Annotated in this window: 16 protein-coding genes; 4 read left to right on the top strand and 12 right to left on the bottom strand. The window is 57.0% G+C overall.

The features are described 5' to 3' along the window. Positions 1 to 145 precede the first annotated feature (145 nt). From ACR0BF_RS08835 to ACR0BF_RS08785, 11 genes are all read right to left on the bottom strand, one after another. On the bottom strand, positions 146 to 286 hold the full coding sequence (locus ACR0BF_RS08835; RefSeq protein ID WP_267363816.1) for a hypothetical protein: 141 nt from the start codon (positions 284 to 286) through the stop codon (positions 146 to 148). A gap of 122 nt (positions 287 to 408) precedes the next feature. Continuing rightward, positions 409 to 1,188, bottom strand: coding sequence for a succinate dehydrogenase iron-sulfur subunit (locus ACR0BF_RS08830; RefSeq protein ID WP_480624704.1), 780 nt, complete (start codon positions 1,186 to 1,188; stop codon positions 409 to 411). A 31-nt stretch (positions 1,189 to 1,219) separates the two neighbouring features. Further along, the gene (locus ACR0BF_RS08825; RefSeq protein ID WP_480624703.1) at positions 1,220 to 1,846 is read right to left on the bottom strand and encodes a sulfotransferase; all 627 of its coding nucleotides are present in this window, start codon (positions 1,844 to 1,846) and stop codon (positions 1,220 to 1,222) included. A gap of 96 nt (positions 1,847 to 1,942) precedes the next feature. After that, positions 1,943 to 3,748, bottom strand: coding sequence for a succinate dehydrogenase flavoprotein subunit (sdhA, locus tag ACR0BF_RS08820; protein WP_480624702.1), 1,806 nt, complete (start codon positions 3,746 to 3,748; stop codon positions 1,943 to 1,945). Positions 3,749 to 3,766: 18 nt separating this feature from the next. Continuing rightward, complete coding sequence (gene sdhD / locus ACR0BF_RS08815; protein WP_480475100.1) at positions 3,767 to 4,138, bottom strand: succinate dehydrogenase, hydrophobic membrane anchor protein; 372 nt, start codon at positions 4,136 to 4,138, stop codon at positions 3,767 to 3,769. A gap of 13 nt (positions 4,139 to 4,151) precedes the next feature. Further along, positions 4,152 to 4,538 carry a succinate dehydrogenase, cytochrome b556 subunit gene (sdhC, locus tag ACR0BF_RS08810; RefSeq protein WP_480475098.1) on the bottom strand — a complete coding sequence of 129 codons (387 nt, stop codon included), beginning with the start codon at positions 4,536 to 4,538 and terminating at the stop codon, positions 4,152 to 4,154. 215 nt (positions 4,539 to 4,753) lie between these two features. Continuing rightward, entirely contained in the window at positions 4,754 to 5,416 is a 663-nt protein-coding gene (locus ACR0BF_RS08805; RefSeq protein WP_480475096.1) for a DUF1194 domain-containing protein, read from the bottom strand. A gap of 54 nt (positions 5,417 to 5,470) precedes the next feature. Continuing rightward, a complete protein-coding gene (locus ACR0BF_RS08800; protein WP_480624701.1) occupies positions 5,471 to 6,499 on the bottom strand; it encodes a MaoC family dehydratase in 1,029 nt (342 codons plus the stop codon). Then, the gene (locus ACR0BF_RS08795; protein WP_480538983.1) at positions 6,499 to 6,705 is read right to left on the bottom strand and encodes a DUF1737 domain-containing protein; all 207 of its coding nucleotides are present in this window, start codon (positions 6,703 to 6,705) and stop codon (positions 6,499 to 6,501) included. Before ACR0BF_RS08795 ends, ACR0BF_RS08800 begins: the two co-directional genes overlap by 1 nt. Positions 6,706 to 6,717: 12 nt before the next feature. Beyond that, on the bottom strand, positions 6,718 to 7,272 hold the full coding sequence (locus ACR0BF_RS08790) for an NnrU family protein (protein WP_480624700.1): 555 nt from the start codon (positions 7,270 to 7,272) through the stop codon (positions 6,718 to 6,720). A gap of 6 nt (positions 7,273 to 7,278) precedes the next feature. Continuing rightward, positions 7,279 to 8,136: an HpcH/HpaI aldolase/citrate lyase family protein gene (locus ACR0BF_RS08785; RefSeq protein WP_480624699.1), complete on the bottom strand. Its 858-nt coding sequence runs from the start codon at positions 8,134 to 8,136 to the stop codon at positions 7,279 to 7,281. A 169-nt stretch (positions 8,137 to 8,305) separates the two neighbouring features. On the opposite strand from ACR0BF_RS08785, the gene ACR0BF_RS08780 reads away from it, so the two are divergent. Next, positions 8,306 to 8,611 carry a hypothetical protein gene (locus tag ACR0BF_RS08780; protein WP_480624698.1) on the top strand — a complete coding sequence of 102 codons (306 nt, stop codon included), beginning with the start codon at positions 8,306 to 8,308 and terminating at the stop codon, positions 8,609 to 8,611. Here ACR0BF_RS08780 and ACR0BF_RS08775 read toward each other — a convergent pair whose 3' ends face one another. Further along, entirely contained in the window at positions 8,612 to 9,367 is a 756-nt protein-coding gene (locus ACR0BF_RS08775) for a sulfite exporter TauE/SafE family protein (protein WP_267363195.1), read from the bottom strand. Between the two features lie 161 nt (positions 9,368 to 9,528). Here ACR0BF_RS08775 and mdh point away from each other — a divergent pair, with 161 nt between their 5' ends. The 3 genes from mdh to ACR0BF_RS08760 all read left to right on the top strand — a co-directional run bounded on the left by mdh (position 9,529) and on the right by ACR0BF_RS08760 (position 12,918). Continuing rightward, positions 9,529 to 10,491: a malate dehydrogenase gene (mdh, locus tag ACR0BF_RS08770; RefSeq protein WP_267363196.1), complete on the top strand. Its 963-nt coding sequence runs from the start codon at positions 9,529 to 9,531 to the stop codon at positions 10,489 to 10,491. A gap of 308 nt (positions 10,492 to 10,799) precedes the next feature. Beyond that, complete coding sequence (gene sucC, locus ACR0BF_RS08765; protein WP_480622923.1) at positions 10,800 to 11,993, top strand: ADP-forming succinate--CoA ligase subunit beta; 1,194 nt, start codon at positions 10,800 to 10,802, stop codon at positions 11,991 to 11,993. Between the two features lie 97 nt (positions 11,994 to 12,090). Further along, the gene (locus ACR0BF_RS08760; RefSeq protein WP_480624697.1) at positions 12,091 to 12,918 is read left to right on the top strand and encodes a glycosyltransferase family 25 protein; all 828 of its coding nucleotides are present in this window, start codon (positions 12,091 to 12,093) and stop codon (positions 12,916 to 12,918) included. Positions 12,919 to 12,924 lie beyond the last annotated feature (6 nt).

The raw sequence follows: 12,924 nt of genomic DNA, 5'->3' as shown, positions 1-12,924 counted from the left end.
CGCCAGCGACAATCACGTGTCAGCGTTGAATGGCGCGAGCGCCAGAAAAAATAGGCGAACACTCCGGCGACCAACAAAAGCAGAAGAACAGGCATTCCTCTGCTTTGCCGATTGACCGAAGTTTTTCAAGGGCTGTCGTATTGGATCAGGCCGCGTTTGCGTATTCGAACAGCTCGGGCTCTTTGTCGGCTTTAACCGGTTCCGGCGTGTAGTAGGCCCATGCCTGCTCCAGCAGTTTCAGCGCCTCTTTAGCGTCGATTTTTTGTTTGGATGTGTTTGCATTCATTGGAGTGATCCTGACTCGAACTCATCACTCCTCCCTGACCAAAAAATAAGGCAATGCAGCCGGGGCCACATCGCCTTATTTTGCAAGATCGACATGCGTTTACCGCAATTCGGTGCAGGTTATTATACCGCGCGTTCGACCATCATCTTTTTAATCTCGGCAATCGCCTTGGCCGGGTTCAAACCTTTGGGGCAGGTCTTGGCGCAGTTCATGATTGTGTGGCAGCGATAGAGCTTGAACGGATCTTCCAACTCGTCCAGACGCTCACCTGTGGCCTCATCCCGGCTGTCGATGATCCAGCGATATGCGTGCAGCAGAGCAGCGGGGCCAAGATACCGGTCGCCGTTCCACCAGTAGCTCGGGCACGAGGTCGAGCAGCTGGCGCACATCACACACTCATAGAGACCATCCAGCTTTTTCCGATCTTCGATCGACTGCTTCCATTCTTTTGCAGGACGGTTGGTCTTGGTTTCCAGCCACGGCATGATCGACGCATGCTGGGCATAGAAATGGGTTAGATCAGGGATAAGGTCCTTGACCACAGGCATATGCGGCAGCGGATAGATTTTCACGTCGCCCTTGATCTCATCCATGCCATAGATACAGGCCAGCGTATTGATCCCGTCAATATTCATCGCGCACGAGCCGCAGATGCCTTCACGGCATGACCGGCGAAATGTCAGGGTCGGGTCGATTTCGTTCTTGATCTTGATCAGCGCGTCCAAAACCATCGGCCCGCACGTGTCCATATCGACAAAGTAGGTATCGACACGGGGGTTCTGTCCGTCATCCGGGTTCCAGCGATAGATCTGGAGCTTTCGCACATTGGTCGCGCCATCCGGCTTTGGCCAAGTCTTGCCGGTGATAATCCGGGAATTTTTGGGCAGGGTCAGTTGAACCATGTCAATTCTCCATTCAGCACAAGGCCGCCTTTCAGCCTGTCCGGGCGCGCTGAGACGCCCCTCGGTTATAATGCCCCCAATGGGCGATGTTCACGTCAAAATCCGACGCGAGCCAGTCCGCAACGCGTTGCGGATCGTCACAGTCGATATCAAAGCGCAGGAAGCGCGGGTTGCCGTCGAAATAGGCTTCTACTTCGGCATGGTGCACATCATACATATGTGCCCAGCCGTGTTTCACTTCATCGGCCGTTTGTCCATTGGCCTCGCAGCATCGCTCAAGGTACCTACCGCCGGAATGGTTGGCACGGGATGCGATCCAGTCATCCCTGTCCCGTGTGTTCAGCAAGAAATAGGCATTCGGGTAAGCTGCATGCAATTCACGGAAGAAACGCGCCCCGTCCAGCATGAAGCGTGAGCTGACGAAAGCGATGTCAGTGAAGGCCCGCACCGCTCCGAACCCGTCCAGTGGTCGTCGCCCCATGGCTATGTTAGTCAACATGCGGTGCGCAAGGTTTCGGCCCTGGTCATCTTCCCAATGAACTGACGGTATCCCGCTGTTCTGGAACAGCCTGTGAAACGAGGTCGTTGCACAGCGGTTCAGCCCGATCAGGACGATCTTTGGATCGCCTGAACCGGATTGCAGGACCTCGCCCGTCATGACAAGCACCGGACACGGACCGACCACTGGCCAATGGCCATTGCGGTTTTCGTGGGTATTTGGCGCTTGCTCACCATTGCCTGCTGTCCGAGCCTTTTAGAACGTACGTGCCTTGGGTGCGATTTTCTTCAGGCTGATGCCACCTTCGTCTTCGGTCGTCAGCGGATCGACGATCACGGGACGATAGCTGAGCTCAACCTTGTTGCCTTCGACCCGACTAACCGTGTGAACACGCCAGTTTTCGTCATCACGTGCAGAGAAATCCTCGTGCGCGTGGGCACCACGGGATTCCTTGCGCGCCTCTGCGCCAACGATCGTAGTCAGCGCGTTGGGCATCAGGTTGGTCAGTTCCAGCGTTTCCATCAGGTCACTGTTCCAGACCAGCGACCGGTCGGTGACTTTCAGATCGTCCATCTTCGCAGCGATTGCCGTCATCTTCTCGACGCCTTCGGACATGGTCTTGGCGGTACGGAACACGGCAGCATCCGCCTGCATGGTTTTCTGCATCTCAAGCCGCAACTCGGCGGTCGGGATGGAACCGCTAGCGTTGCGCACCGCGTCGAACCGGTCAAAGGCCTTATCGACCGATGCCTGGTTCAAAACCGGGTTCGCAGCTTCTGCATCCACAACTTTGCCTGCCCGGATCGCCGCCGCGCGGCCAAAGACCACAAGGTCAATCAGCGAGTTCGAGCCCAAGCGGTTCGCGCCGTGGACCGAGGCGCAACCGGCTTCGCCCACTGCCATGAGGCCCGGAACCACAGCTGTCGGGTTCTCGGCCGTTGGGTTCAGAACTTCACCCCAATAGTTTGTGGGGATACCGCCCATGTTATAGTGCACGGTTGGCAGAACCGGGATCGGTTCCTTGGTGACATCCACGCCGGCAAAGATCTTGGCGCTTTCCGAGATGCCGGGCAGACGTTCTGCCAAAGCTTCGGCTGGGAGGTGACTGAGGTTCAGGTGAATATGATCCCCTTCCGCACCGACACCACGGCCTTCGCGGATTTCCAAGGTCATCGAGCGCGAGACGTAATCGCGCGGTGCGAGGTCCTTGTACTGGGGGGCGTAACGCTCCATGAACCGTTCACCTTCCGAGTTGGTCAGGTAACCACCCTCGCCACGCGCGCCTTCGGTGATCAGGCAGCCCGATCCGTAGATGCCGGTCGGGTGGAACTGAACGAACTCCATATCCTGCAGCGCCAAGCCCGCGCGGGCCACCATACCGCCACCGTCACCGGTGCAGGTATGGGCCGAGGTCGCGCTGAAATAGGCGCGGCCATACCCGCCGGTCGCCAGCACAACCATCTTGGCATTGAAGACATGCATCGTGCCATCGTCCAGCTTCCAGCAGACAACACCCTGACACTGGCCGTCATCGGACATGATCAGGTCGATGGCGAAGTATTCGATATAAAACTCGGCATTGTTCTTCAGCGACTGGCCATACAGCGTATGAAGGATCGCGTGGCCGGTCCTGTCCGCAGCGGCACAGGTGCGCTGGACTGCCGGGCCTTCGCCGAATTCAGTGGTGTGACCACCAAACGGGCGTTGATAGATCTTACCCTCTTCGGTTCGGCTGAACGGAACGCCATAATGCTCCAGTTCGTAAACAGCCTTGGGCGCTTCCCGAGCTAGGTATTCCATCGCATCGGTATCGCCCAGCCAATCCGAGCCTTTCACAGTGTCGTACATGTGCCACTGCCAGTGGTCGGGCCCCATGTTTGACAACGACGCGGCGATACCGCCCTGAGCGGCCACAGTATGCGAACGGGTTGGGAAAACCTTGGTTACGCAAGCCGTGCGAAGACCCTGTTCCGCCATACCCAGTGTTGCCCGCAGACCGGCCCCACCGGCACCGACAACGACCACGTCATATTCATGCGTTTCGTATTCGTATGCAGCCATTTCTTTCAGCTCCGGGAATTAAAGGGCAATGCGAGCGACGGCAAAGATGCCAGCCGCAGCCGCGCCATAAGACAAGCAGGTCAACAGAATGATCAGGACCTTTTCAAGCGTGCCGTGAACATAATCTTCAAGCATCACCTGCGCACCGTCCGCGAAGTGTTTGAAGCCAACCGCCAGCGTCAGTGCTGCCACGATGGCAGGGAAAGGTCGCGAGTAGTAGTCGAGAACGACCTCGAATGGCTGGCCCAGGATCGGACCAAAGGTGAATACAAACAACGGCACAAGGATCAGCAAAGCAACCGAGCTGACTTTCATCGCCCAGAAATGGGCAGTACCGGATTTCGCCGAGCCAAGTCCAGCGGCGCGTTTGCGGTCGGTCAGATAACGCATGTCAGGCCTCCAATCACGCGACGAGGACAAGGGTCAGAAGGGTCAAGACGACCGATCCGATAACAACAGCCCAACCCATTTTGGTCGCTGTCGGAATATCCAGACCAACTGCATTGTCCCAGATCAGATGCCGCACACCGGCCAGCGTGTGATACCAAAGCCCCCAAACGGACAGCGCCATCACAAGGTCTCCAAGCATCGAGGTTATTACCCCATTCGCTACGGCAAAGGCCTCGGGCGAGGTTGCAGCGGCCAGAAACCACCAGACGATCAACAGAGCTGCGAGCAGAAGGGCGTTACCGGTGATGCGCGTCAGGATGGACGTGATCGACGTCAGCTGCGGGCGATAAATCGACAGATGCGGCGAAAGTGGGCGATTGCCCCGATTTACATCGGCCATGGCGGCTCCTTTTCGGTTGGCTACCGAACGTTTTACTGGTTTTTGCGACACTGTCACGTGCTGCGAGTGCAAAAACCATCAAATTGCGCTCAATTATACGGATAATTCAATTATGTGATCACACAAAATAATCTCGTGATCACATATCACATTCCGCACTGTCAATGTTAGCGTTTTCAAGGCCGAAGAGATGTGATCACGAATCTCTCAAGCCGTCATTTCAGGTCTGCCGTTTGCTGCGTCACTTCGCGCAGCAGTTTTCGACGAATTCGTTCCGGGTAATCCGCGAACCCGGTGGCAGAAACGACAAAGGCACCTTCGCCTACGATGACATTCTCAAAGAAATATGCCGTCAGGTCCGGTTCGCTTTCCTCAATAGCCAGCGCGTTGACAACGATTCCCTCGGCGCGCAGGGCCGCATGTACCCGTGTAGGTTCAATCCCTTCATTGGACACACCGTCCCCTGACAGGTCAATCAGATGCCGTCGGCAGTCGGAAACCGAATCAAATGAACTCAGGGTCATTTGAAGCGCCTCGCCGATTGCCGTCGAAAAATTCCGCCAGATGCGCGGATCGGCGGCGACCCGGTCTGCAAACTGATCCAGCGTGGCAAAGCTATCGATACGGGTCCAGGGGATAGTGATCCGCTGGCGCGATGAGCCGGTCCACTGCACCAGCATCAGCCGCGCCTGCCCCCGCACCAGTGCCTCGGACACGATCGGGTCGCGCAAACCTGCGGCCAACCCATCCATCTGGATGCGATATTCGCTGCTATCGACCGAACCAGAAACGTCCACAGCCAAAGCCAAGGCCAGATCGCAGGCCTGAGCCGCAGGTGCCAGAGTGACGCTGGCCAATATCGCGCGTAGCAGGTTCATTGTGCAAACCTATCACGCCTTGCAAGCCGTGGCGTCACATATCCGTCAGATCACCTATTTGGGCATCAATGCCCAATAGTCGAGATCCAGAAGAACATCTGGCAGGTACCGCCCTTCTTCGTTCTTCAGCTTGAACGGATCACCGCCCTTGGTCGCGACCAGACGCAATCGCACAGAGCCTATGCCGGGAACCCCGGTTTCCGCTTTGTCCAAAACTTCGGACCATGCCTTGATCGTATCACCCCCAAAACAAGGGTTAGCATGGGCGCCACCATTCAAGCCGACAATCATCTGCGCATTTGCAAGGCCATTGAAGGAAAATGCCCGCGCCATCGAGATTACATGCCCACCGTAAATGAGCCGCCCTTCCGGACGGAACGTCAGGTCGTAATGCACCTTGGCGGTGTTCTGCCACAGACGTGTGGCAAGCATATGTTCGGCCTCTTCGACGGTGACACCGTCCACATGATCGATGGTTTCACCGATCTCATAATCGCCCCAGCGATGCACCTCGCCCGCAAGGCCAAAATTGTAGTTTGAAAAATCAAGCCCTTCCGGCACGATCAGGTCCTGCGGATCAAGGGCCGCCTTCAAATCAGGAACAACTGTCTCGGGCGCGGGTGCATCCATGTTTGCCTTGCGCACCATGACCCAGCGCACGTATTCAAGAACCACCTCGTTCAACTGGTTCAGCCCGCGTGTACGAACCCAGACAACACCGGTTTTTCCGTTGGAATTCTGCTTCAGGCCAATAACCTCTGATACGGATCGCAGCGTATCGCCAGTATAAACGGGCTTCAGCCAACGGCCTTCGGCATAGCCAAGATTGGCAACCGCGTTCAAGGAAATGTCAGGCACGGTTTTGCCGAACACAATGTGGAACGCGGCCAGATCATCAATCGGGCTTTCCGGCAACCCACAGTCCCGAGCAAACTCATCCGAAGAGTAAAGCGCATGACGTGCGGGATAAAGCGCGTGATACAAGCCACGCTCTCCCTCGGTCACGGTGCGAGGTACTGCATGCTGCAACACCTGCCCTACAGAATAGTCCTCGAAAAATCGGCCCGGATTTGTTTTCGCCATTACTGCTGTCCCAGTTTCATGTCGGGGGAATAGTCGGCCTCGGCCTCTTTGGTCACGGCCTGCGCACAACGCATTACGTTGCCGTTGGCATCAAAGGCGTAAGCCGGGTCGCCATACAGCTCCCATCCCTTTGACAGGGCGTCGGACACCTTGTGACAGAAGGCCGAAGTGTCTTCTTCGGTCAGCAAGCGATAAAGTTTCGACATCAAATCAAATCCTTATGATCCGAACGGAGATGGGCCAACCAGCCCGTGGATGTATCCGATAATTCCCATCAGAACGATCGAAGCCACAAAGAACATCGCATCCTTGCCGTAAGTGCCAGGCTCTGACGGGGTCCACTCGGGTTCAGACTTGTTGATTACAATGACTTCGACCACCGCCCAGGCCAGAAGGCCACCAAACAGAATGATCGAGGCCAGATCGCCGTTCACCAACAGGTGCGCAAAAGCCCACAGCTTGAACCCGCCCAGCATCGGGTGGCGCAGCTTGTTCAGCAGCCGGCCTTTTGTGCCCGCAGGGCTCATCAAATAAATCGCGATCAAAACCAATAGGTTGTTGACGTGAACCAGAAATATTGGCGGCGCCCAAACATGGATGAAGTCGGTCATGCGATACCCGAAGATCATCAGTAGGATCGACGCGACCAAAGCCAGGGCAACAGCGCCTTTACCCGCGTCACCCATTGCAGCGCGGCGTTCAGGTGCCACACGTTTGAACAGATGCGCCCCCCACCACAGCGCCACACCCAAGATCAGAAGAACAAAGCCCATGCTGGCCTACCCCGCTTGCAAAGCTAATATCGCCTCTGCTTTTGCCAGAATTTCGCGGGCAGTTACAACGTGCAGATTTTCGACAATCTTGCCATCGACAACGGCGACCCCTTGGCCAAGGGCTTCGGTCTCTTCAAAGGCCGAGATCTGGCGGCGAGCCAGGTCGATCTCGTCATCCGATGGCGCGAAGGCGGTATTTGCCACTTCGACCTGGGCCGGGTGGATCAGCGTTTTGCCATCAAAGCCCATATCACGGCCTTGCGCACATTCGAAAGCCAGACCTTCGACATCCTTGAAGGCGTTGTAAACACCGTCGATGATAATCAGCCCTTCGGCCTTGGCGGCCAGCAAGCACAGCCCTAACGAGGACATCATAGGCAGGCGATCTGGGCGGAAGCGGGTTTGCAACTCTTTCGCCAGATCATTTGTTCCCATCACGAATCCGGCCATCAGCGGATGCGCGGCGATTTCTGCCGCGTTCAGCATTCCACGCGGGGTTTCCATCATGGCCCAGATCGGCAGATCTCCGGTGATCGCAGCCAGCGCATCCACGTCAGCCGCCGAATTCACTTTAGGCAACAGGACTACGTCGGCATCCATTTCGCGCACAGCCTCGGCATCCGCACGGCCCCATTCGGTGTCCAACCCGTTGATCCGGACAATCTTGACGCGTGACCCGTACCCTCCGGCAGCCAAAGCCGCCCTAAGCGTTTCGCGCGCATTGTCCTTTTCGTCGGCCGCGACCGCATCTTCCAGATCGAAGATGATTGCATCTACCGGCAGAGTGCGGGCCTTTTCCAAAGCCCGATCCCGGGACCCAGGAATATAGAGAACCGAACGATAGGGGCGCTGACGAGGATCCATGGACCACTCCCATTGAAATAAAGTTGCGCGGAATGGGGCATTTTTTACCGGAAAGTTCAAGCCCAAAATTGCCGCACCGCAGCAAACAGGGCGCAACGTGCTTTGCCTTAACTGAATTTCGGCCCCTACGCCGCACCCTGACCAGCAGAGGGAACCGAAAGGATTCGGGATGCGAAAGACAATGTTCAAGATGACGATGCGACTTGGGATCATGGTTCTGGCGGCACAACAGGTACAGGCCCAGGGGCAAAACTGCGCACCGCGAGAGGATGTGCTGAAAAGGTTGACCGACACTTATGGCGAAACGCGCAGGGGCTTTGGTCTGGCCCAGCAAGGCGCAGTCATGGAGCTTTTTGCTTCAACTCAAAGCGGCAGTTGGACCATCACGGTGACCTTGCCCAACGGGGTCACCTGCCTTGTCGCTTCGGGGCAAGCTTTTGAGGCTGTAGCCGAAGCGCTGCCCCCGAACGCCTGATCAAGTAAGTGCGTCCCAGATCAGTTTACTGCCTGTGAGGGTCAGCAGCACATAGGCAATTCCAAAGAACAGGCGTTCGGACAACATGAAATGTGCGCGGACGCCCAGCCACGCACCGAGAACAGCAAACGGTGTTAACAGCATATCGGCCCATGCCGTCTGCCACGTGAACATGCCCAGATAAGCGTAGGGTACAAACTTCGCGATATTAATCACCCAGAAAACCAATACCGTACTGGCTTGAAACTCGGTCTTTGTCAGCCGTTGGGACAACAGGTAAACGGCAGCTGGAGGGCCTCCGGCATGGCTGACGAAGCTGGTGAAGCCCGCGACCAGCCCTGCAAACAGGCCAGCGGAGGGTGGCAACCGTCTGGCAAACCCGCGCACCCAGCCTTTTGACTGTGCGATGTGCCAGATCACGAACCCGACCGAGATGCCGCCGATCAGCAGGCGCAGCAGGTCATCATCCGTTGAGCGGTAAAGCCATGCCCCCATTGCCACACCGGGTACAGCACCCAGGATCAGCAGGCGCGCATCCCTCCAGCTCCACCGCTTCCAATAAGGGCCCAAAGTGGCCACATCGATCACCATCAGAATCGGCAGCATCAGGGCCAGGGCCTGCCCGGGTGTTAGGATCAAGGCCAGAATCGATGATGACGCAAAAGCCACGCCCGAGCCGAAACCGCCCTTTGAGATACCCGCAAATATCACCGCCGGGATCGCCACTGCAAAAAACATCAGGTTCAATTCAAACATGCACCGGTCCCGGTTTTGGCTTGTCTCAAAGGCCCTTTAGCGCAACCACATAGGGTCTCGCAAACGGTATGCGGTTGTATGCCACGTCGCAGAACTCTTGCCTAATGCCGTTTTAGCGACTAGCACAGCCGCGATTTCAAAACCGACCGGAGATATTCCAAATGGCCAGACCCAAGATTGCGCTAATCGGCGCGGGGAACATCGGCGGCACGCTTGCGCATCTTGCAGCTGTCAAAGAACTGGGTGACGTTGTCCTGTTTGACATCGCTGACGGGTTGCCACAGGGCAAGGCGCTCGACATCGCCGAATCCGGCCCGTCCGAAGGCTTTGACGCCTCGATGAAAGGCACTAGCGATTATGCCGATATCGCCGGCGCGGATGTCTGCATCGTGACCGCAGGCGTAGCCCGCAAACCGGGCATGAGCCGCGATGACCTGCTGGGCATCAACCTGAAAGTCATGAAGTCGGTCGGCGAAGGTATCGCAGCACATGCGCCCGATGCGTTCGTGATCTGCATCACCAACCCGCTGGACGCCATGGTCTGGGCGCTGCGCGAATTTTCGGGCCTGCCGCATAACAAAGTCTGCGGCATGGCTGGCGTGCTGGATTCGGCACGTTTCGCGCATTTCCTGTCGGAAGAGTTCAACGTCTCGATGCGCGATGTCACCGCGTTCGTATTGGGCGGCCATGGCGACACCATGGTGCCGTCGGTTCGTTATTCGACCGTTGCCGGTATCCCGCTGCCTGATCTGGTTGAAATGGGCTGGACCTCGCAAGAAAAGCTGGACGCCATCGTACAGCGCACCCGTGATGGTGGCGCCGAAATCGTAGGCCTGCTGAAAACCGGATCGGCTTATTACGCGCCCGCCACCTCGGCGATCGAAATGGCCGAAGCCTATCTGAAAGACCAAAAGCGTGTTCTGCCTTGTGCGGCGTACTGCAGCGGTGAGTTGGGCGTTAACGGCCTTTATGTCGGGGTGCCGACAGTCATTGGCGCAGGCGGCGTCGAACGCATCGTAAACATCAAGCTGAACGAAGACGAGCAAGCCGGCTTCGACAACTCGGTCAACGCCGTGAAGGGCCTGATCGAGGCGTGCAAGGGTATCGACAGTTCACTGGCATAAAACTGCCAGACAATCCGAATTTGAGGCCGGCCCAATTCTGGGCCGGTTTTCATTTGCCACCGCGGAACCCGGCCGCATATGTTGGCGCAAACGTCCCAAATCCCTTTTTTCGAATGTGATTTCAAAAAACTGTGCAGAAATATCGAATCAATCGATGACGCTTGAATTTTTGTGATCACACCCTAAAAACCTGTGATCACAAATGTTGAAAATCTTCGACAATTTCCCGTCGCAGGTCAAAAAACCCTTTAAATTTGCCCGCTAGACACGCCTATAACGGTTAAACGCAGTCAGACGGGACAATTTCGATGAACATTCACGAATATCAGGCCAAGGCTCTTCTTCGCAGCTACGGCGCTCCGGTCTCCGATGGTCGCGCCGTATTGCGCGCCGAGGAAGCCAAAACCGCAGCCGGTGAACTGGATGGGCCGCTTTGGGTCGTCAAGGCGCAGATTCACGCGGGTGGCCGCGGTAAAGGCTCGTTCAAAGAAGCCGATGCTGGTGAAAAAGGCGGTGTCCGGCTGACGAAATCGGTCGAGGAAGCGGCCGAAGAAGCCAAGAAGATGCTGGGGCGCACTCTGGTCACCCATCAGACGGGTCCGGCAGGCAAGCAGGTCAACCGCATCTATATCGAAGCCGGTTCCGGCATCGAGCGTGAACTGTACCTGGCTCTGCTGGTGGATCGTCAGACCAGCCGTATCTCGTTTGTCTGCTCGACAGAAGGCGGCATGGACATCGAAGAGGTTGCTGCCGCGACGCCCGAGAAAATCCTGTCCTTCTCGGTTGACCCGGCCACCGGCTACCAACCCTACCACGGTCGCCGCATCGCATTTTCGCTGGGGCTTGAGGGCGCGCAGGTCAAGCAGTGTGTCAAGCTCATGGGCATCCTCTACAAAGCCTTCGTCGAGAAGGATATGGAGATGCTGGAGATCAACCCGCTGATCGTATCCGACAGCGGCGACCTGAAAGTGCTGGATGCCAAGGTTGGCTTTGACGGCAACGCAGTCTACCGCCACCCGGATATCGCCGAACTGCGCGACACGACCGAGGAAGACCCCAAGGAACTGGAAGCCAGCAAATACGACCTGAACTATATCGCTCTTGATGGTGAGATTGGCTGCATGGTGAACGGTGCCGGTCTGGCGATGGCTACGATGGACATCATCAAACTGTATGGTGCCGAACCTGCCAACTTCCTCGACGTGGGTGGCGGTGCAACCAAAGAGAAGGTGACCGAAGCGTTCAAGATCATCACCTCGGACCCGCAGGTCAAAGGCATTCTGGTCAATATCTTCGGCGGCATCATGCGCTGTGACGTCATCGCCGAGGGCGTGGTTGCTGCGGTGAAAGAGGTCGGTCTGCAGGTTCCGCTTGTCGTGCGACTGGAAGGCACCAATGTCGAGAAAGGCAAAGAAATCATCAACAACTCGGGTCTGGACGTGATCGCGGCGGACAACCTGAAAGACGGTGCCGAGAAGATCGTCAAGGCGGTTAAGGGGTAAGCAAGTTGCTGTGGAGTGGGCTACAGGCCGACCCCACGGCAACTACAATCCAACTTTATCCATTTCACGCGGGAAATCGAAAGAAACAATCGATCTGATGTCCATCCCCATCTTCCTCATAGGCCTAGAACGCGCCACCGGGCGGGCGCGTTTGATGGCGCAGGTGCTGCAAAAGGCAGGCCTGTCGGCAACGCGCATCAACGCTGTTGATTGCGACGCCGCCACCCGTGAGGAATTCCTGCGTGAATGCCGGTCTGAGGGACCTTGGGGTTATTTCCATACCAAGGACATGGCCTGCACCCTCAGTCACGCCAAAGCGTGGGAGGCCGTTGTCGCCTCCGGCGCGGAGCAGGCTTTGATACTTGAGGATGATGTTTTCCTGTCGCCAGAACTGGCGGATTGGTTGAACGATGCGTCCTGGTGGCCAGAGGATGCCGATATCGTGCGGTTCGAACGCTGGCGCAGCACAAAGCTTTTCCTCGCACTTGAGCGCAAAAGCTCATCCCATCTGGGTCGGGAACTGCGCCTGATGCACTCACGCCACCCCGGCGGTGCCGCATATGCGTTGACCCGGCAAGCGGCAGAACACTTTCTGGCGCAAAAGCCCTATGACATCACGCTGGATGGCCTGTTGTTCAACCCGTCAGCCTCGGCTGCGGCGTGTCGGGTCAATGTCTATCAGGTGGTTCCTGCGATGGTCGAGCAAGGCAACGAAGCGCCGGGCGAAATCCAGATGGGTTTCCCCCGCGCACGCCCTACGGGCTGGCCGCTGGTCCGACAAAAAATCAGGCGCGGTATCGCCGAAATCAGCAGCGGCCTGCGCACGATGGCCAACCTGGTCCTTGGTCGCGCCACGCTTCAGAAAATTACCTATGCGCCGCAGGTTCTTCCAGCGGCAGAACCCCATCAATCCAACACCGCCTAGAGAAAG

Source organism: Ruegeria sp. AG7, from assembly GCF_056541545.1.
This window is presented reverse-complemented; position numbering and strand designations above follow the sequence as displayed.

Excerpts from the sequence above, each read along its gene's own strand:
- sdhA (WP_480624702.1), bottom strand. The coding sequence starts at position 3,748 with ATGGCTGCATACGAATACGAAACGCATGAATATGACGTGGTCGTTGTC.
- ACR0BF_RS08785 (WP_480624699.1), bottom strand. The coding sequence starts at position 8,136 with ATGGATCCTCGTCAGCGCCCCTATCGTTCGGTTCTCTATATTCCTGGG.
- ACR0BF_RS08825 (WP_480624703.1), bottom strand. The coding sequence starts at position 1,846 with ATGACGGGCGAGGTCCTGCAATCCGGTTCAGGCGATCCAAAGATCGTC.
- ACR0BF_RS08780 (WP_480624698.1), top strand. The coding sequence starts at position 8,306 with ATGCGAAAGACAATGTTCAAGATGACGATGCGACTTGGGATCATGGTT.
- mdh (WP_267363196.1), top strand. The coding sequence starts at position 9,529 with ATGGCCAGACCCAAGATTGCGCTAATCGGCGCGGGGAACATCGGCGGC.
- ACR0BF_RS08830 (WP_480624704.1), bottom strand. The coding sequence starts at position 1,188 with ATGGTTCAACTGACCCTGCCCAAAAATTCCCGGATTATCACCGGCAAG.
- ACR0BF_RS08760 (WP_480624697.1), top strand. The coding sequence starts at position 12,091 with ATGTCCATCCCCATCTTCCTCATAGGCCTAGAACGCGCCACCGGGCGG.
- ACR0BF_RS08790 (WP_480624700.1), bottom strand. The coding sequence starts at position 7,272 with ATGGGCTTTGTTCTTCTGATCTTGGGTGTGGCGCTGTGGTGGGGGGCG.
- sdhD (WP_480475100.1), bottom strand. The coding sequence starts at position 4,138 with ATGCGTTATCTGACCGACCGCAAACGCGCCGCTGGACTTGGCTCGGCG.
- ACR0BF_RS08795 (WP_480538983.1), bottom strand. The coding sequence starts at position 6,705 with ATGTCGAAACTTTATCGCTTGCTGACCGAAGAAGACACTTCGGCCTTC.
- sucC (WP_480622923.1), top strand. The coding sequence starts at position 10,800 with ATGAACATTCACGAATATCAGGCCAAGGCTCTTCTTCGCAGCTACGGC.
- ACR0BF_RS08805 (WP_480475096.1), bottom strand. The coding sequence starts at position 5,416 with ATGAACCTGCTACGCGCGATATTGGCCAGCGTCACTCTGGCACCTGCG.
- ACR0BF_RS08775 (WP_267363195.1), bottom strand. The coding sequence starts at position 9,367 with ATGTTTGAATTGAACCTGATGTTTTTTGCAGTGGCGATCCCGGCGGTG.
- ACR0BF_RS08800 (WP_480624701.1), bottom strand. The coding sequence starts at position 6,499 with ATGGCGAAAACAAATCCGGGCCGATTTTTCGAGGACTATTCTGTAGGG.
- sdhC (WP_480475098.1), bottom strand. The coding sequence starts at position 4,538 with ATGGCCGATGTAAATCGGGGCAATCGCCCACTTTCGCCGCATCTGTCG.
- ACR0BF_RS08835 (WP_267363816.1), bottom strand. The coding sequence starts at position 286 with ATGAATGCAAACACATCCAAACAAAAAATCGACGCTAAAGAGGCGCTG.